Origin of the sequence: Brucella thiophenivorans (genome assembly GCF_002252445.1) — a bacterium.
Lineage (GTDB): Bacteria > Pseudomonadota > Alphaproteobacteria > Rhizobiales > Rhizobiaceae > Brucella > Brucella thiophenivorans.
On sequence record NZ_NNRJ01000061.1, the window covers coordinates 60,043 to 77,370 of the forward strand.

The following is a 17,328-nucleotide window of genomic DNA, read 5'->3' on the forward strand; positions in this document are numbered from 1 at the left end:
TTGCCTGCCATCATGACTCGACAGTCCCCCCCAGATAACACGAAACCGGTCACTATTCAGGATGTGGCAAAGCATGCCGGTGTTGCCCCAAGCACTGTTTCCAATGTGCTGACCGGACGAAAGTTCGTGCATCAAAATCTCAGAAAAACGGTTCTCGCAGCCGTAGAGGAGATGAACTATAAGCCGAATTTTGTGGCTTCCAGTCTGCGGCAGGGACGCACCAATTCCATTGGGATTATCGTGCCCGATATTACCAATCCGTTCTTCTCGGAATTTGTGCAGCGTGCTGGCACGGTGGCAATGCAGGATGGAATGCAGCTGTTGCTGATGAACAGCAACGAGCTTCTGGCAACGCAGGCTGATCTGATTAATACCTTGATTGCAAGGCAGGTGGACGGCATGATTGTTTTCCTCAGCGACGAAGAAATTTCATCAAGCGGTGGTTCGCTTATCCGCTCCGTTCCCACTGTCCTTGTGGATCGTGGTGCAGAACTTCCCGATTTTGATACGGTTGCCATTGATAATATCGCGGCAACCCATGCCGGTACGTCCCATCTCGTTGAAATGGGACATCGCGACATCACCTTTGTCGCAACGCGTGATAGTCTGGTTCATATGAAACAGCGCGTTGAAGGCTATCAACGTGCCATGGCGGAAGCTGGTCTTTCGGATCACGTCCGGGTCATTTATGCAGGTGTGACGATAGAGGAATGCCGACATTCCTTACAGCATCAGGTTTTCAACCAAAAGCCGCCGACGGCCTTGTTTGCATCTGCCTATATCGTCACGCTTGGGGCGATTAAGGCGGCAAGACAGGCAGGGCTGGAAATCCCACGTGATCTGTCTTTGCTGGGTTTTGACGATTCCGACTGGATGACGGTTTTAACACCGACCATCAGCACGGTTGCTCAGCCGATTTATGCGATGGTCGATAGCGCATGGCAGCTTCTTATGCAGAGAATTGGCGAGCCGGATCGATCACTTTCACATGTTACACATATGACGGAGATGCGTGTTCGGGAATCCGTTGTTTCATGCAACAGCTCTAAATCCCAAACAGTTTGACCGGGAGGAAACTATGCAAAAAATTCGATTGGCGATGATTGGTGGTGGCGAAGGTGCTCTTATCGGCAATGTCCACCGCATAGCTGCACGTCTCGATAATGAGTTTGAACTGGTCGCGGGTGATTTCAGTTCCTATCCTGAACGCAATTTGAAGTCCGCAGCTTCATTGGGCGTTGCCCAAGACCGTGTTTATGACACGGTGGAAGATCTGATCAAAGGCGAGAAAAACCGACCTGACGGTGCAGAAGTCGTGGCAATCGTGACGCCAAATCATCTGCATTTTGAAGCAGTCAAAACCTGTTTGCAGGGCGGCTTTCACGTCATCTGCGACAAGCCGGTGACGTCCACCTTGGAAGATGCTGTCGCGCTTGTCGATATTGTCCGAAACGCGCCGGGATTGTTCTTCCTGACGCATAACTATACCGGCAATGCCATGGTTCGGCAGATGCGGGACATGGTGCTTTCCGGTGAATTGGGCGAGATACGGTTCGTCAATTGCGAATATGTGCAGGACTGGCTGAGCGAACCTGTCGAACTGCATGGCTCAAAAGCTGCCGAATGGCGCACTGATCCGTCAAAGGCCGGCGCGGGTGGTTCAATCGGAGATATTGGGACCCATGCCTATAATCTTGCATCCTATGTGACGGGGCTGACACCCGGTCAGCTTTGCGCTGATCTCACGTCCTTTATCAAGGGGCGTAGGGTCGATGATAATGCCTCGATCCTGCTGCGTTATGATAATGGTGCCAAAGGGCAATTCTGGATCAGTCAGGTTGCTATCGGCAATGAAAACCGGCTGAACTGCCGTATCTTTGGCACCAAAGGCTCGCTTGAATGGTCGCAAGAAGACCCGAACCGGCTCTGGTATTGTAAAGCTGGCCAACCGCGCAGTGTTCTCACACGCGCAGGCACTGGTGCGACCTATGGTAATACGCATTCCGCACGTGTTCCACCCGGTCATCCGGAAGGTTTTCTTGAAGCCTTTGGGAATATTTATAAATCCGCAGCCACTGCCATTCGCTGTCATCAGCAACGCGTGAGCGATCCGCGCAAGATCGCCTATCCGACAATCGAAGATGGCCTGAATGGTCTTTATTTTATTGATGCCTGCATCCGCTCCAATCAGGCCGCAAACGGTTGGGTCGATGTGGAAACGTGTGCGAGGGAGAACGCATAATGAATAACTATGACAATCTGATCGGCGTTCATGCACTGGTCTGGACCGGCGACACGTCCAAAGCTTCAATTGAGCTTGCTGCAAAGCGCAGTGTGGAAGCCGGCTATGATCTGCTTGAGCTTTCGCTGCATGATCTCGATAATCTCGATGTTGAACATGCACGCTCTGTTTTAAGTGCTTCTGATCTTTCGATTGTCTGTTCGCGTGGACTGGCTTTTGATGCCGATGTTTCAAGCGATGACACCGCCGTTGTGCGCAAAGGTGCAGAACTCCTGCATCAGTCGCTGATTGCAACTCATGGGCTTGGCGGAAAGCTGCTCACTGGCGCGCTTTACAGTGCATTGGGCAAATATGGCAAACCGGCCAGCGCCAAAGGGCGTGAGAATGCCGTTGCGGTTATCAAGGATCTGGCCAATGAAGCCAGCAAGCTTGGCATTACGCTGGGTCTGGAAGTCTGCAACCGTTACGAAACACACCTCATCAATACGGCGCGGCAGGCATTGTCATTGGCTGATGATATTGGTGCCGATAACACGGCTATTCATCTTGATACGTACCATATGAATATCGAGGAGGACAATCTGATCCGTCCGTTGCATGAGGTCGGTGATCGGTTGGGCTATATCCACATTGGCGAAAACCATCGCGGCTATCTTGGTTCAGGCCATATTGATTTCACGGGCTTTTTCCACGCGCTGGTTGATATTGGGTATAAAGGACCGATAACATTCGAGTCCTTCTCGTCCGCAGTGATTGCGGAAGGCTTATCAAACGATCTCGCCATTTGGCGCGATACATGGTCCGATGGGTTTGAACTGGCGCGGCACGCACGCTCGTTTGTCGATAACCATCTTTCTGTAGCCTAACCGCTTTTTGGATAAGTTGGCTCATAAATTTTAAGGGTTCCGCAGCTTAATCAGTTGATAGATTAGCGGGACTCTGATCATCCTCCATAAAGTAGGGATTTGGCGCATAACCTGAGAATGTGAAATAGTTTTCTTTTTATGTGCCAAAACAAGAAAAATAAGACGTGCCGATATGATCAGTACGTTTTCAGGAGGAGATCGCCAAATGTCAGCAGTGCCCGAATTGCGTGCCGATACGATACTTTATAACGGTACTATCTGGTGTGGATATGAAGAGGACATAGTTGACGCTCTGGCTATCTGGCAGGGCAAGGTTCTTGCAGCAGGCACGAAGGACCAGATTTGGTCGTTCAAAGGTGAAAACACGCGGCTGATTAATCTTGAAGGGCAGTTTGCCACTCCCGGCTTAAATGATGCGCATCTTCATCTCATATCCGTTGGGCTGACGCTCAACTGGATTGATGCGACGCCGCAAGCGGCGCCCACATTGGAAAAACTGCTTGACGCAATACGCCAACAAGCGGCTTTAGTGCCTGCCGGTACATGGATCAAAGCGCGCGGCTACGATCAAACCAAACTCGATATTGGTCGCCATCCGCATAAGTCCGAGCTTGATGCGGCTGCTCCAGATCATCCGGTTATGCTGGTGAGGGCCTGCGGTCACGTTTCGATTTTCAATTCTAAAGCTTTTGAGCTCGCCGGGATCGACGAAAAGTCGCCGGTGCCGGATGGCGGTTTGATCGAACAACAAAACGGTGTACTGACCGGCATGGTTGCCGAAAATGCACAAGGCGTTGTGCGTCAGGCTATCCCGACGGCAACCACGGAAGAAATGATCGAAGCGATTGAATCGGCAGGCAATCTGTTGCTGTCCTATGGCATTACCAGTGTCATGGATGCAGCGGTCGGGCATGTTGCAGGCTTTGATGAAATCCGCGCCTACAATCTTGCAAAGCTCCAAAAGCGCTTGCCGGTTCGCACCTGGCTGGTGCTTTTGGGCGATCCAGGCACTTCGATTGTCGATAAGTGTTATGAGGCTGGTCTCGTCTCGGGCGTTGGCGACGACATGCTGACAGTGGGTGCCGTCAAGATTTTCCTTGATGGCTCTGCAGGCGGTCGCACCGCATGGATGAGCAAGCCGTATCTTGGCGATGACAACAATATCGGTGTGCAGATATTGCCCGATGCGGAGCTTGAAGCGCTGGTGCTTGATGCCCACAAGAGAGGCTATCAACTCGCTTGCCACGCTATTGGTGATGCAGCGATCGGACAATTGATCACGGCTTATGAAAAGGCGCTTGCCGCCCAACCTGATCCTGATCGTCGTCATCGTATTGAACATTGTGGCTTCTCAACGCCCGAACAGCATGAACGCATGAAGATGGCAGGGATTTATCCATGCCCGCAGCAGGTATTCATTTATGATTTTGGCGATGCCTATATTTCGGTTCTGGGCGAAGAAAAGGCCTTGTCCAGCTATCCACTCAAGACCTGGAAAGACCTTGGCTTCAAGCCTGCAACGGGTAGCGATGCGCCCGTCTGTCATCCAAATCCCTATCCGAACATCTATTCGATGCTGACGCGCAAGACGGGCAAAGGCACAGTAATGGATGCGCGCGAGCGGGTGAGCATTGAAGAGGCGCTTCAGGTCTATACGGAATATGGTGCGTTTTCTCAGAAGCTGGAAGATGTCAAAGGCAAGCTTATCGCCGGGCAAGTTGCTGATATAGCTGTCTTTTCACGCAACATGTTGACTGCCAAGCCAGAAGAAATTCTCAACGATACGCATTGCGTTCTTACCATCCGCGATGGTGAAGTGGTGTTCGAACGTTCTTAATAAAATAACAGGGAGGATAAGATGGGGAAGAATATGAGAAAGTTTGCGTTACTTGCGGCATTGTCGGCTGCTCTAATGACCGGCACTGCTGCTTTTGCTGCGGATGAGCCACGTTCTGGTGGCGTCATCAATTTCGTAGCACCTTACGGCGATAGTTTCTCTACGCTCGATATTCAGGCGTCACCCACCACGCAGGATGAGTTTTATGCTAAGGCCATCCATCGCACGCTTTATGATTGGGATGCTGATCAGAACAAGCCTGTGCTGGGTTTGGCGACAGATGTAACTGTATCTGATGACAAGCTTGTTTATACTTACAAGCTGCGGGAAGACGCATTTTTCCATAATGACAAGCCGTTGACGGCTGACGATATTATCTGGAGCTTTACCCGGATAATGGACCCGAAAAAGGCTTTTCCTCCAGCGCGTTATATTTCCGAAATCAAGGGCGCTGAAGAATATACCCAAGGCAAGGCCAAAGAAATTTCCGGTCTGAAAAAGATTGACGATCATACGCTGGAAATCACACTCAAGCAGCCGATTGACCCCGGCTACCAGTTCATGCGCAATAACACTGCGATCTATCCGGCTGGGGAGGGTGACAGCGATGAATTTCAGCGTCATCCGATAGGCCTTGGACCGTATAAATTTGCCGAATATGTTCCCGGTTCGCGTCTGACGGTCGAGAAGTGGGACAAATATTACGAAAAGGGCAAGCCTTTCGCGGACAAGATCAATATCATGATCATGGGCGATGCCTCTGCACGCGATGTGGCTTTCCGCAACAAGGAAATCGATGTCGCAGTGCTTGGACCTGCGCAATATACTGCCTATCTTGCCGATTCTGAGTTGGCGAAAAACATGGTGGAAGTCGCGGAAGTTTACACGCGTACCGTGGGCTTCAATCCGGATTTCAAACCATTTCAGGACAAGCGCGTTCGTCAGGCGATCAATTATGCCATCGACAGCGATCTGATCATCAAGCGTCTTGTGAAGGATAAGGCCTATCGTGCGGTTGGCTGGCTGCCAAATTCATCGCCTGCTTTTGATAAGGATGCAAAGCCTTATCCATATGATCCTGAAAAGGCGAAGGCGCTGCTTGCAGAGGCCGGTTACCCGGATGGCTTCGAGTTTGAATTGACCGCGACCCAGAATGAAAGCTGGGGGCTGACCATCGTTCAGGCCATCATTCCGATGCTAGCTAAAGTCGGGATCAAGGTCACAGCAAAGCCGGTCGAGGCTTCCGTGCTCGCAGATGTGGTTCCGTCAGGTAATTTCCAGGCCTATATGTGGTCGCTCGAAAGCGGTCCTGATGCACTGACTGCGATGCAGTGTTTCTATTCCACGACACCACAATCGTCCTGTAATTATCAGAAGTTCGCAAATGCTGACTTTGATAAAATTGTCGATGAAGCGAAGCTTGCAAAAACCGAAGAAGAAAAGAACGAACTGCTGAAGAAAGCTAACAATCTGTTGCAGGAAGAAGCGCCAGTCTGGTTCTTCAACTACAATAAAGCTGTAATGGCGCATCAGCCATGGCTGCACGGTCTTCAGCCCAACTCGGCGGAACTTGCAGTTCAGTCCTATGAAAAGCTTTGGGTTGACGACACGGTTCCATCCGGGCGTTAAGCCTTTTTGACGAGGTTTGGCTCGCCCGTTCTGGGCGGGCCGCTGATCCGAAAAGAGGACTGTGTGCTCTATTTTATTGTCCGCCGTGTTTTGCAAATGATACCGACGGTCATTGCAGTGTCACTGCTGATCTTTGTCATTTTCAGCGTGGTTCCGGGTAGCATCGCCTCGGGGCTGATCGCCAATGGCAAGGGCATGAATGACCCAAAAATGGTCGAAAAGATCACGCAGGAATTCGGCCTCGACAAGCCTGTCCACGTGCGGTTCGGCAATTACATGGTTCAGCTTGCGCAATTTGATCTCGGGACATCTTACAGATCAAGACAGCCGGTCATTTCGCTGATTCAGGAGCGTATGGGGCCGACGCTGAAACTCGCATTTGCGGCCATGGGTTTTGCGATTCTTGTGGGCGTGCCGCTCGGCTTTCTGGCAGCGCTCAAACCCGGCAGTATTCTCGACAGCGTGACAATGATTGGCGCGGTTTCCGGTCTGTCGTTGCCGCAGTTCTGGCTTGGCTTGCTGTTAATGTATTTTTTCGCGCTGACGCTCGGCTGGTTGCCGAGTTTCGGCTATGGCGATGGTGGCATAAGACATGTGATCCTGCCCGCACTCACTCTGGGTGTGGCACCGCTCGCCCTTCTGGCGCGAACCACACGCGCAGCCGTGCTTGAAGTGATGGGCGCCGATTTTATCCGCACGGCGCGTTCCAAAGGCATGAGCAGTTTTCGTCTTGTAAAATGGCATGTCATGCGCAATGCGCTGGTGCTTATTATCACAACCATCGGCTTGCAGTTCGGCTCAATGATGGGGCAGGCCGTGGTGGTTGAAAAGCTCTTCTCCTGGCCGGGGCTTGGATCGCTTTTGATCGATAGTGTTTCGATGCGCGATATTCCAGTCGTGCAAGGGGCTATTCTCGTGATCGTGTTGTGGTTTCTTATCATTAATACGGTTGTTGATATTCTCTACGCGGTCATCGATCCGCGTATAAGCCACGAGTAGGCCTATGAAGCTGCGTTTCAATCTCGTATTCGGCGGCGTCATCTGCGCTATCATGGTGACAGGCGCGATTTTTGCGCCGTGGATTGCCCCTTATCATCCGGTTATGGATGCCGATCTTATGAATGCTGAACTGCCGCCAGACAGCCAGTTCTGGTTCGGCACCGATGCGCAGGGGCGCGATGTTTTTTCCCGCCTGCTTTACGGTGCGCAAGTCTCTTTGACCGTGGGTGTGGTGTCGCAATGTATCAACACGGTCATCGGGCTTTGCCTTGGCATTTCAGCAGGCTATTTCGGGGGCTGGTGGGATGATTTTGTAAGCGGTCTCACCAATCTGATGCTGGCAATCCCCTCGCTCATCTTTGCGCTTGCTATCATGGCGGTCCTTGGGCCCGGGCTTCCAAGCCTCTTGCTTGCATTGGGCCTTACAAACTGGTCATGGACATGCCGTATCGCGCGAAGTTCGACACTTTCGCTTAAAAAGCAGGGCTATATTCAGGCAGCCAAAATGCTTGGCTATAGTGATGCCCGCATCATGATCACGCAAATTGTGCCCAATATGATTGGACCGATCCTTGTCATCGGCACGCTTGGAATGGGTGATGCAATTCTCGCGGAAGCAGCGCTTTCTTATCTTGGCCTCGGCATCAGTCCGCCTGAGCCAAGCTGGGGCAATATGCTGAGCGACGCGCGCGAACTGATTGTGAACGCGCCTTGGGCTGCAATCTTCCCGGGCCTTGCCATTTTCTTCGCTGTGCTTGGGCTTAATCTTTTCGGTGATGGCCTTAGAGACTGGCTCGATCCGCATATGAGGACGCGCAAGGTATGAGCGAAAACGCACTTCTTGAGGTGGAAAACCTGCGCATCGATATTACGTCGGGCTCAACCCGGCATAATGTGGTTGAGGACGTATCTTTCAAGATTGGCGCGGGGGAAACATTCGGTCTGGTGGGTGAGTCTGGTTGCGGCAAAAGCATAACAGCGCTGGCGATGATCGGGCTGTTGCGCAAACCGCTTTCTGTGACTGGCGGTGCAATCCGCTTCAAAGGGCAGGATTTACGGACACTGTCATCGCGAGATATGCGTAAATTGCGTGGCAATCGCATTGCGATGATTTTTCAGGAGCCGATGACAGCACTCAATCCCGTCTCACCTGTTGGGCGACAGATCGCGGAAATGTTCGTGCTGCATCAGGGTGCAACATGGCATGAAGCGGAGCGTCAGGCTGTTGAAGCACTGGCAAGTGTGCAAGTTCCTGCACCCGATCAGCGGGTGAAAAACTATCCGCATCAAATGTCTGGTGGTATGCGGCAACGTGTGATGATTGCCATCGCACTTGCCTGTAATCCTGATTTGCTGATTGCCGATGAACCCACCACAGCACTTGATGTGACGGTGCAGGCGGAAATCCTACGTCTCATGCAGGAGCTTTGCACGGCACGCGGAACCTCGGTGCTGATGATCAGCCATGATCTTGGTGTGATTGCCAAAATGTGTCGCCGTGTCGGCGTCATGTATGCCGGGCATCTGGTAGAGGAGCGAGCAACAGCGGGTCTTTTTCAGCACCCAACGCACCCTTATGCGCATGGTCTTCTGGCATCACTGCCCCGGCTGGGTTCGCGCCAAAAGCAGGGACAGCACCCATTGCAGGAAATTGAAGGCGTTGTTCCGTCGATTTCTGCCTTTCCTCAAGGTTGCAGGTTTGAGCCACGTTGCACGCGTGCAACGGATATTTGCCGCGCTGAAAAACCGGGATGGACACCTTTGCCAGATGCAGGTTCGGTGAGGTGCTTTCATCATGAATGAGATGTTTTCCACCAAAGCCACAGAGTCTCTCGTCCGCATTGAAGATGTATCCGTTAAGTTTGCGGTCAGTGGCGGCATTTTCACCCGTTCCAAGCAATTTTTGCATGCAGTCAATGATCTGAGCCTCGATCTGAACAAAGGCGAGTGTCTGTCGATTGTGGGCGAATCCGGTTGCGGTAAATCCACGCTCGCCCTTTCAATTGTGGGATTGCAGAAGCCCAGCAGCGGAGAGATTTATTTCGAGGGCAAGCCGATTACCGGCACAAACGAACCGTCGCGTCTTGAACGCGCGAAAATGGCGCAGATGGTCTTTCAGGATCCATTCGCTTCGCTCAATCCCCGTCAGACGATTTATACGTCGCTTGCTGCACCACTCAAGCTTCATGGTGTTAAATCCCGCAGCGAAGTCGATGGACGTGTTGAGGAAATCTTGACGCTCGTTGGCTTGAAACCAGAGCAGGCTAAGCGCTTTCCGCATGAGTTTTCCGGTGGTCAGCGCCAGCGTATCGGCATAGCTCGCGCATTGTTGCTCAATCCAAAAGTCATCGTGCTTGATGAACCAGTCTCGGCGCTCGATGTTTCCATCCGCGCACAGATCATCAATCTGTTGCTGGAACTCAAAGAACGACTGGGGTTATCCTACATCATGATCAGCCATGATCTGAGCGTTGTTGAACATATGAGCGACCGGGTAGCTGTCATGTATTTTGGACAGATTGTTGAAACCGGGCCATGGGATCGGATATTCTCAAACCCGACGCATCCCTATACGCGTCGACTAATATCCGCCATTCCAGATCCGATTGCGGAGCTGACCGGCACGCGCCTCATTGATGAGAGAACTGCGCCTCTAGCACCGCAAGGCTATGCGTTTTATCCAACGAGCTTTGGTACGCATGATGTGCATCAGCCGCCGCCATTGACGCAATTGATGGATATTGGTGCCGGACATAGTGTTCGCGTGATTGAGGAGAGTTAAAGCGCGTTTAGCTCTCTGATTGGCGCAACGTTCTGAAAATCAGATCGCCAATTGGGATTGCTGAGGTTGCTGCCGGCGAGGGCGCATTGCATACATGCAGAACGCGCTTTGACTGTAAGAATTTGAAATCATGTATTAATTCACCGTCTTTGGAAACGGCCTGCGCCCGTATTCCCGCCCGATAAGGCAAAAGATCATCAACTTGAAGCGACGGGCAATATTTGCGGCATTTTTCCAGATAGCTCGATTTGAAGACACTGTCTCTCATCTCCTGAATACCGGAGCGAAGATTGTTGGAAATGACCTTCCAGAAGCCAGGGAACTTCGCATAGGTGGCCATGTCCTGAAGATTGATCGAGAATTTTGCATAGCCTTCGCGTGACATACCAAGAACGGCGTTTGGCCCGACGGTTAATCTGCCATCCATCATGGGAGTGAGGTGAATGCCGAGAAATGGCATGGCTGGATCAGGCACCGGATAGATCATGCGCTCGACGAGATTACTCAGTTCCGGCTTTAGCGCGTAATATTCGCCGCGAAATGGTACAATCTGGAAATCGACGGCCTGCCCTGAACGTCGCGCGAGCCGGTCAGCTTGTAATCCGGCACAGGCAATAACATAGCGGCTTTCCCATACGTCCTTATCGGTATGCACCCGGACGCTATCGGAACGCTCTTCGATGTGATCAACTTTGACGTCGAATATGATTGTGCCACCCGTAGCTCTGATCATATTGCCCATGGCTTTGGAAACTGCGCGATAGTCAACGATGCCCGTTTGCTCGACCAGCAAGGCACCAAGTCCGGTCACTGCGAGTTCCATCTCGATAAGCTCTGCGGCAGATAACTTGCGACAGTTGATATTGTTTGCGCCCGCGTTTGTTTCGAGGTTCGCGAGACGCTGCAATTCGATCTGGTTGGTTGCGACGACAAGTTTTCCGGGTGTGCGGTAGGGAATATTATTCTCGTCGCAAAATTGCTTTGTGATGCGCTCGCCTGCGCGGCAAAGCTCGGCTTTCAGGCTGCCGGGCTTATAATAAATCCCGGCATGAATCACCCCGCTATTATGCCCGGTCTGGTGAGCGGCGAGCGTGCTTTCTTTTTCTAACAGAAGAAGCCGAGCATCCGGCTCGCTTTTCACAATCTTTAATGCGGTCGCCAAGCCGACGATCCCGCCTCCCACGATACAATAGTCGAACATGTTTTGCGCTCGATATTTGCTGCCTGATGCATGACAATTATTCGTCGCATGTTGTTAAAGGGAGGTCAATTAAGCCTTGGTGAGTAACCCATTCAATGAACTGGCGGAGGCATTGCACCCGTCATGATTGCAACTGCGTCCGACATGGATACTTCGCCGGGTTTGACAATCGTTGCTCTTTTTCCAAGCCGGTGAATATGGATTCTGTCTGCAACTTCAAATACATGAGGCATATTATGGCTGATCAACACGATTGGAACGCCGCGCGCTCTCACTTTGAGAATAAGATCGAGCACTTTGCGCGATTCCTTCACACCAAGAGCCGCTGTTGGCTCATCCATGATGATGACTTTGGAACCAAAGGCCGCAGCTCTTGCCACAGCCACACCCTGTCGCTGTCCACCCGAAAGGGTTTCGACCGGCTGGTTGATGTTTTGGATAGTCAGAAGTCCCAGTTCTGAGAGTTTATCACGCGCAATGCGATCCATGGCAGGCCGATCCATGTGGCGCAGGAAGCGCCCCATCAGTCCTGACGTATAAAGTTCACGTCCAAGAAACATGTTCTCACTGATCGACAGAGCAGGCGAAAGAGCCAGCGTTTGATAGACGGTCTCAATGCCGGCATGTCGGGCTTCAATGGGTGAGCCGAATGAAACCGGTTTGCCATCGAGCAGAATTTCCCCGCCATCCGGTCTGACTGCACCGGAGAGTGCTTTAATGAGGCTCGACTTTCCAGCGCCATTGTCGCCAATGACGCCAAGGATTTCGCCGGGCATGAGATCGAAATCTGCCTGATCGATCGCAACAACACGCCCGTATCGCTTGGTAAGTCCTTTTGCTTCAAGGACAGGTCTGACAGCGTCGGTCATGCCGATACCTTTCTGATCCATTGATCAATCGAGACGGCGATGAGGATGAGCCATCCAATTGCAAAAAGTTGCCACAGAACATCCACGCCGGCGATGCGCAGGCCTGACTGGAAAACGCCAACAATGAGCGCTCCGACCAAGGGGCCGAGAATGGAACCGCGTCCGCCGAACAAGGATATTCCACCAATCACCACGGCAGTGATCGATTGCAGATTGCCTTCGAAGAAACTGGTGGGGGAAACCGCACCAAGTCGTCCGATTGCAGACCAGCCAGCGAGTGCGCAGATAAACCCGGCGACTGCATAGACGGAGAGGAGAACACGATCCGTGCGGATACCTGCAAGTTCCGCGGCTTCTCGGTCATCACCCACGGCATAGACGTGTCGCCCCCATGATGTGCGAGTCAAAGCATACCACAGCACCATGAAAACAATGATCAATAGAACTGATCCATAGCTTATATCCGTGCCGAAAACCGAAATCGTTTGGCCGAAGAATTTGAGCGACGGAGCCGTGGTGTCAATATCGCTGCCTCTTATGGATTGTGCGCCTGAGAGGTAGAGATTAAGCGCGTAAAATATGTTCCAGGTACCGAGTGTTGCGATAAATGGCGGTAGTTTGATGCGGGTGATCAGAAAACCGTTGAACAGGCCGATCAATGTACCGCAGGCAAAGGCAGCGGCAATTGACAGTGCCGGAGGGAGGCCGAGCTTGATGGCAAGATTACCGGCAACCACCGAGCTCAAAACCATGATTGCAGCGACCGACAGATCAATTCCGGCAGTTAGAATAACGAGGCTTTGCGCTGCGGCCAGAATGCCGATGATCGAAACCTGCTGAACGATCAATGACATATTGTAGGGCGTGAAAAACCGTTCGCCTGCAAAAATCCCAAAGCCTAAAAGCGATATTGCCAGAACGATCAAAGGAATTGTCGTGGGATAGGAATGCAGGAAACGTTGAATGCGACCAACGATGCCAACCTGTTCATCATCAAACCGGGCATAGCCGTGGTTCTGCGGCAGCGTATCCGCGGATGTCGAATTGGGGTCTTCTGTCATAGCGATGCCTTCTGCCCGACATATTCACTGGCTGGCTTGCGTTTCTAGAGCATTTCCAGCAAAAGTGCGTAGCGGTTTTGCGTGGGATAATGCGATAAAACAAATACTTAGAGCGCTTTCCCAGCGTCAATCAAAATAGGGTGCGCTCTGATCTGACATGCAAGGCCATAATGGCACAGCGGCCATCATAAAGCAGTTATTACGTCAATTTCCCGATTTCTGGCCGACCGCAAAGTCAGCCAGAATGTTGTTCGCTCCCGAAATTATTTAGCCCCAGCACTTCTTGAGGGCTTCTTCGGAGCTGATAGACTTGATGCCTTCAACCGGCTGGTCTGTCACAAGCTCAACGCCGGTGTCTACGAAATCAAGTCCTGATGACGGTGCAGGCTTTGCGCCGGTATCAGCAAATTGCTTGATGGCCTCAACGCCCTTTGCAGCCATGATGAGCGGAAACTGCATCGATGTCGCGCCGATTACGCCATCCTTGACGTTGCGTACGCCTGGGCAACCACCATCGATCGATACGAGTGTGATGTCCTTCTCGCGTCCCGCAGCCTTGATCGCCTCAAAAGCGCCTGCAGCTGCTGGTTCGTTGATAGTGTAGACGACATTGATGTCTGGATTGACCTGCAACAGGCTTTCCATGGCGGTGCGCCCGCCTTCTTCATTGGCGTTGCTGGCCTCGTTGCCTGCAATGCGTGGATCATCCTCGTCGCCAATGCGGGTCTTGTCTTTTATGTCGATACCAAAACCGGACAGAAAGCCCTGATTGCGCATGTAATCGACGGTAATCTGCTGCGCGTTGAGGTTCAGAAGTGCAATTTTGGCATCCTTTGCCTTATCGCCCATTTTGCCTGCAGCCCATTCGCCAATCAGTTCGCCTGCTTTAAAGTTATCCGTTCCGAAAGTTGCATCGGCAGTATCAATAGGATCCAGCGGCGTATCGAGTGCGATGACGATAATGTCCTGCTTGCGCGCTTGTTCTACGACCGGCACAAGGGCACTGGAATCGTTTGGCACCAGCAGGATGCCTTTGACGCCTGCTGCAATGCAGGATTCAATTGCGGCAATCTGTGTGTCGGCATCGCCGTCCATTTTTCCGGCATAGGTCATCAGCTTGATGCCGAGTTCAGATGCCTTCGCCGCAGCACCCTCTTTCATTTTTACAAAGAATGGATTGGTTTCTGTTTTGGTCACAAGACAGACCGAGACATCTTCGGCTTTTGCAGGCGTTGAAAGCGCGGCTGCGATAGCAAAACTTGTGATAGCTCCAACTGTAACTGCTCTCATCATTCCCTCCCTGGAATTTTCGGCAATTCGTCGATGATGCGATATCGATAGAGCACTTTCTCCTCCGTCGGCGCTCCTCATTATTCCAAACAGCAAAAGACATATCTGTCAATACATAACATCATATGATTTATTATCGTAGAAAAAAAATAGGAAAAAGCCGATAATTTACGTATTATGGAGTAATCATAGGGCCAGATTAGACAATCGGTATGATTTATTTATTTGACAAGCATTTGGATTTTTTCATACTGCGATGGAAAGTGGCATCAATGGTCATGGCTGGGAAGTTATAAACATGGCTATGCTTTCGGGAGAATGGGCTGCGTTGGATATGGAGAAAATCGAAAATTCGCACCAGAATCTGGCGGATCCCAGTCGAGGAACCAATCAGACCGGCATTAAGCTATACAATGAGCGTTTGGTACTTTCGCTCGTGCGTGCGCATGGTTCTCTATCCAAAGGTGAGATTGCAAGGCTGACCGGGCTATCCGCGCAGGCAAGTTCCGTCATTATGACCCAGTTGGAAAATGACGGCCTGTTGTTGCGTGGCGAGCCACAGCGCGGGAAGGTGGGCCAGCCTTCGGTGCCAATGTCTCTGAACCCTGAAGGTGCGTTTTCAATCGGCGTGAAGGTTGGAAGAAGAAGTGCACAAATCGTATTGATGGATATGGCAGGGCAGCAGCGCCATTCTCTGGAGCAAAATTACGCATATCCGACGCCGCAACTTCTGACAGAATTTGTGGATAAAGGTATCAACGAGATTATCGATAATATGACAAGGCTTCAGTTCAGCCGTGTTCGCGGAATCGGCATTGCTGTTCCATCAGAAATGTGGAGTTGGGAAGAAGAGGTTGGTGCCCCGCACGATGTGGTCGAGGCCTGGAAAGACTTCGATCTGGCGCGGACGCTGGAGATCCTGTTCAAACTTCCGGTTCACTCCTATAACGATGCCACCGCGGCATGTGCTGGCGAAATAGCATTTGGAGCAGGCCGCAATTACCCTGATTTCCTCTATGTTTTTTTTGCAACGCTGATCGGTGGTGGCGTTGTGCTTGATGGATCGCTTTATCCGGGGCGGCGTGGCTATGCAGGCTCTATCGGCTCAACGCTCGTGCCGTCCCCAATTGCGGGGCAGACTCCAAAACAACTTATTCAGTGTGCATCCATCTATCTGCTGGAGCGCATGATAAAAGAAGAAGGTGGCGACCCTACGGTCGTCTGGCACAAATCCGACGACTGGAGCCATCTCGGTCCAGTTCTGGACAGATGGATAGAACAGGCCACTGATAGCCTTGCCTTCGCCGTCGTTTCTGCAATCTCCATCATCGATTTTCATTACGTCGTCATCGATGGCGGTTTTCCCGCGCATGTGCGCTCGAAGGTTGCAGAACGCACGCGCGAGAAAATGGCAAATATGAATATGCAGGGCGTGGCGCCGGTTGAAATTGTGGAGGGGCAAACCGGCAGTGATGCGCGCGTTTTAGGCGCGGCGAGCCTGCCGCTTCTCGCGGAATATGCCAGAGATCGAGACATATTATTTAGTTGATTTATTGAGTTAGCGAATCGGAGAGCCGTTTTCTTTGAAAACGGCAAGGAGGAGTTGTGCATGTTAATCGGTATTGATTGGGGTGGGACAAAGATCGAAGGCGTGGCGATGGATGCCGATGGGCGCGAGCTTCTGCGTGTGCGCGAAGTGACCCCTCGCCACGACTATTTCGGATGTATTTCGATCATCAAAGACATGATCGATTCAATCGAGATGACGACTGGGTCAAAAGGTTCGGTTGGAATTGGTATTCCGGGCTCGCTTGAACCAGTAAGCAGATTGGGTAAGGGTGCTAGTTCGACGTGGCTTCTTGGTCGTCCGGTTGAACAAGACCTTCTCGCGGCATTAAACCGGGATTTGCGCGTTGAAAATGATGCTGATTGCTTTGCCTCATCTGAAGCCGTCGATGGTGCAGGCGCAGGGCATAATGTGGTTTTCGCGGTGATCTTGGGATCGGGTGCCGGTGCTGGTATTGCGATTGGTGGTAAGGCGCATCATGGTCCCAACAACAGTGGCGGTGAATGGGGGCATAATCCACTTCCTTTCCCAACGACTTCGGAGATTCCGGGACGTCCCTGCTATTGCGGACGTCATGGCTGTATGGAAACATGGGTTTCCGGCCGTGCATTCGAAGCGGAATATACGTCACATACCAACACAGAGTTGAAAGCGCGTGAGATCATTGAACAAAAGCGTGCGGGTGATCGATTGTCGACCATGCTTTGGGAACGCTATATTGATCGGGTCGCTCGCGGTTTGGCAACGGTTGTAAATACGCTCGACCCCGATGTTCTGGTCATGGGCGGTGGCATGTCCAATGTGGACGAACTGTACGAGGATTTACCGCCTGCATTGACGAAGCGAACATTCTCAACCGTGTTTCACACGCCGATAAAGAAGGCTGTTCATGGTGATTCAAGTGGCGTGCGTGGCGCTGCCTGGCTCTGGAAAAATGCTGCTGCGTGATGCTCGCAAGATGTCAAATCATCCCCATTTAAAGTCT

At 51.7% G+C, this 17,328-nt stretch carries 15 protein-coding genes; 11 read left to right on the top strand and 4 right to left on the bottom strand.

All coding sequences use genetic code 11. The annotated features are described in order from the left end of the window. Nucleotides 1-12 precede the first annotated feature (12 nt). From CEV31_RS18900 to CEV31_RS18940, 9 genes are all read left to right on the top strand, one after another. On the top strand, nucleotides 13-1,065 hold the full coding sequence (locus CEV31_RS18900) for a LacI family DNA-binding transcriptional regulator (RefSeq protein ID WP_143850989.1): 1,053 nt from the start codon (nucleotides 13-15) through the stop codon (nucleotides 1,063-1,065). 13 nt (nucleotides 1,066-1,078) lie between these two features. Beyond that, a complete protein-coding gene (locus tag CEV31_RS18905) occupies nucleotides 1,079-2,242 on the top strand; it encodes a Gfo/Idh/MocA family protein (protein ID WP_094509472.1) in 1,164 nt (387 codons plus the stop codon). After that, complete coding sequence (locus tag CEV31_RS18910) at nucleotides 2,242-3,108, top strand: sugar phosphate isomerase/epimerase family protein (protein ID WP_094509474.1); 867 nt, start codon at nucleotides 2,242-2,244, stop codon at nucleotides 3,106-3,108. Before CEV31_RS18905 ends, CEV31_RS18910 begins: the two co-directional genes overlap by 1 nt. A 205-nt stretch (nucleotides 3,109-3,313) precedes the next feature. Next, nucleotides 3,314-4,945, top strand: coding sequence for an amidohydrolase (locus CEV31_RS18915; protein ID WP_094509476.1), 1,632 nt, complete (start codon nucleotides 3,314-3,316; stop codon nucleotides 4,943-4,945). Nucleotides 4,946-4,978: 33 nt separating this feature from the next. Next, complete coding sequence (locus tag CEV31_RS18920; RefSeq protein ID WP_094509605.1) at nucleotides 4,979-6,574, top strand: ABC transporter substrate-binding protein; 1,596 nt, start codon at nucleotides 4,979-4,981, stop codon at nucleotides 6,572-6,574. A 63-nt stretch (nucleotides 6,575-6,637) separates the two neighbouring features. Next, the gene (locus CEV31_RS18925) at nucleotides 6,638-7,573 is read left to right on the top strand and encodes an ABC transporter permease (protein WP_094509607.1); all 936 of its coding nucleotides are present in this window, start codon (nucleotides 6,638-6,640) and stop codon (nucleotides 7,571-7,573) included. A 4-nt stretch (nucleotides 7,574-7,577) separates the two neighbouring features. Continuing rightward, the gene (locus CEV31_RS18930) at nucleotides 7,578-8,399 is read left to right on the top strand and encodes an ABC transporter permease (RefSeq protein WP_094509478.1); all 822 of its coding nucleotides are present in this window, start codon (nucleotides 7,578-7,580) and stop codon (nucleotides 8,397-8,399) included. Next, nucleotides 8,396-9,376, top strand: coding sequence for an ABC transporter ATP-binding protein (locus tag CEV31_RS18935; RefSeq protein ID WP_094509480.1), 981 nt, complete (start codon nucleotides 8,396-8,398; stop codon nucleotides 9,374-9,376). The genes CEV31_RS18930 and CEV31_RS18935 overlap by 4 nt, the downstream gene beginning before the upstream one ends. Continuing rightward, a complete protein-coding gene (locus CEV31_RS18940; protein WP_094509482.1) occupies nucleotides 9,369-10,355 on the top strand; it encodes an ABC transporter ATP-binding protein in 987 nt (328 codons plus the stop codon). Before CEV31_RS18935 ends, CEV31_RS18940 begins: the two co-directional genes overlap by 8 nt. Before the next feature lie 7 nt (nucleotides 10,356-10,362). Here CEV31_RS18940 and lhgO read toward each other — a convergent pair whose 3' ends face one another. From lhgO to CEV31_RS18960, 4 genes are all read right to left on the bottom strand, one after another. Then, nucleotides 10,363-11,556 carry an L-2-hydroxyglutarate oxidase gene (gene lhgO, locus CEV31_RS18945; RefSeq protein WP_094509484.1) on the bottom strand — a complete coding sequence of 398 codons (1,194 nt, stop codon included), beginning with the start codon at nucleotides 11,554-11,556 and terminating at the stop codon, nucleotides 10,363-10,365. Between the two features lie 92 nt (nucleotides 11,557-11,648). Further along, the gene (locus CEV31_RS18950; RefSeq protein ID WP_094509486.1) at nucleotides 11,649-12,446 is read right to left on the bottom strand and encodes an ATP-binding cassette domain-containing protein; all 798 of its coding nucleotides are present in this window, start codon (nucleotides 12,444-12,446) and stop codon (nucleotides 11,649-11,651) included. Beyond that, the gene (locus CEV31_RS18955; RefSeq protein WP_094509489.1) at nucleotides 12,422-13,486 is read right to left on the bottom strand and encodes an ABC transporter permease; all 1,065 of its coding nucleotides are present in this window, start codon (nucleotides 13,484-13,486) and stop codon (nucleotides 12,422-12,424) included. The genes CEV31_RS18950 and CEV31_RS18955 overlap by 25 nt, the downstream gene beginning before the upstream one ends. A gap of 267 nt (nucleotides 13,487-13,753) precedes the next feature. Continuing rightward, on the bottom strand, nucleotides 13,754-14,779 hold the full coding sequence (locus CEV31_RS18960; RefSeq protein ID WP_374847271.1) for a sugar ABC transporter substrate-binding protein: 1,026 nt from the start codon (nucleotides 14,777-14,779) through the stop codon (nucleotides 13,754-13,756). Between the two features lie 295 nt (nucleotides 14,780-15,074). On the opposite strand from CEV31_RS18960, the gene CEV31_RS18965 reads away from it, so the two are divergent. Further along, on the top strand, nucleotides 15,075-16,325 hold the full coding sequence (locus CEV31_RS18965) for an ROK family transcriptional regulator (protein WP_235818177.1): 1,251 nt from the start codon (nucleotides 15,075-15,077) through the stop codon (nucleotides 16,323-16,325). Nucleotides 16,326-16,385: 60 nt separating this feature from the next. Further along, nucleotides 16,386-17,291: an ROK family protein gene (locus CEV31_RS18970; RefSeq protein ID WP_094509491.1), complete on the top strand. Its 906-nt coding sequence runs from the start codon at nucleotides 16,386-16,388 to the stop codon at nucleotides 17,289-17,291. The last annotated feature ends 37 nt before the right edge of the window (nucleotides 17,292-17,328 follow it).

Coding starts and splice junctions, on each gene's coding strand:
- CEV31_RS18900 (WP_143850989.1), top strand. CDS start 13: ATGACTCGACAGTCCCCCCCAGATAACACGAAACCGGTCACTATTCAG.
- CEV31_RS18905 (WP_094509472.1), top strand. CDS start 1,079: ATGCAAAAAATTCGATTGGCGATGATTGGTGGTGGCGAAGGTGCTCTT.
- CEV31_RS18910 (WP_094509474.1), top strand. CDS start 2,242: ATGAATAACTATGACAATCTGATCGGCGTTCATGCACTGGTCTGGACC.
- CEV31_RS18915 (WP_094509476.1), top strand. CDS start 3,314: ATGTCAGCAGTGCCCGAATTGCGTGCCGATACGATACTTTATAACGGT.
- CEV31_RS18920 (WP_094509605.1), top strand. CDS start 4,979: ATGAGAAAGTTTGCGTTACTTGCGGCATTGTCGGCTGCTCTAATGACC.
- CEV31_RS18930 (WP_094509478.1), top strand. CDS start 7,578: ATGAAGCTGCGTTTCAATCTCGTATTCGGCGGCGTCATCTGCGCTATC.
- CEV31_RS18935 (WP_094509480.1), top strand. CDS start 8,396: ATGAGCGAAAACGCACTTCTTGAGGTGGAAAACCTGCGCATCGATATT.
- CEV31_RS18940 (WP_094509482.1), top strand. CDS start 9,369: ATGAATGAGATGTTTTCCACCAAAGCCACAGAGTCTCTCGTCCGCATT.
- lhgO (WP_094509484.1), bottom strand. CDS start 11,556: ATGTTCGACTATTGTATCGTGGGAGGCGGGATCGTCGGCTTGGCGACC.
- CEV31_RS18950 (WP_094509486.1), bottom strand. CDS start 12,446: ATGGATCAGAAAGGTATCGGCATGACCGACGCTGTCAGACCTGTCCTT.
- CEV31_RS18955 (WP_094509489.1), bottom strand. CDS start 13,486: ATGACAGAAGACCCCAATTCGACATCCGCGGATACGCTGCCGCAGAAC.
- CEV31_RS18960 (WP_374847271.1), bottom strand. CDS start 14,779: ATGATGAGAGCAGTTACAGTTGGAGCTATCACAAGTTTTGCTATCGCA.
- CEV31_RS18965 (WP_235818177.1), top strand. CDS start 15,075: ATGGCTATGCTTTCGGGAGAATGGGCTGCGTTGGATATGGAGAAAATC.
- CEV31_RS18970 (WP_094509491.1), top strand. CDS start 16,386: ATGTTAATCGGTATTGATTGGGGTGGGACAAAGATCGAAGGCGTGGCG.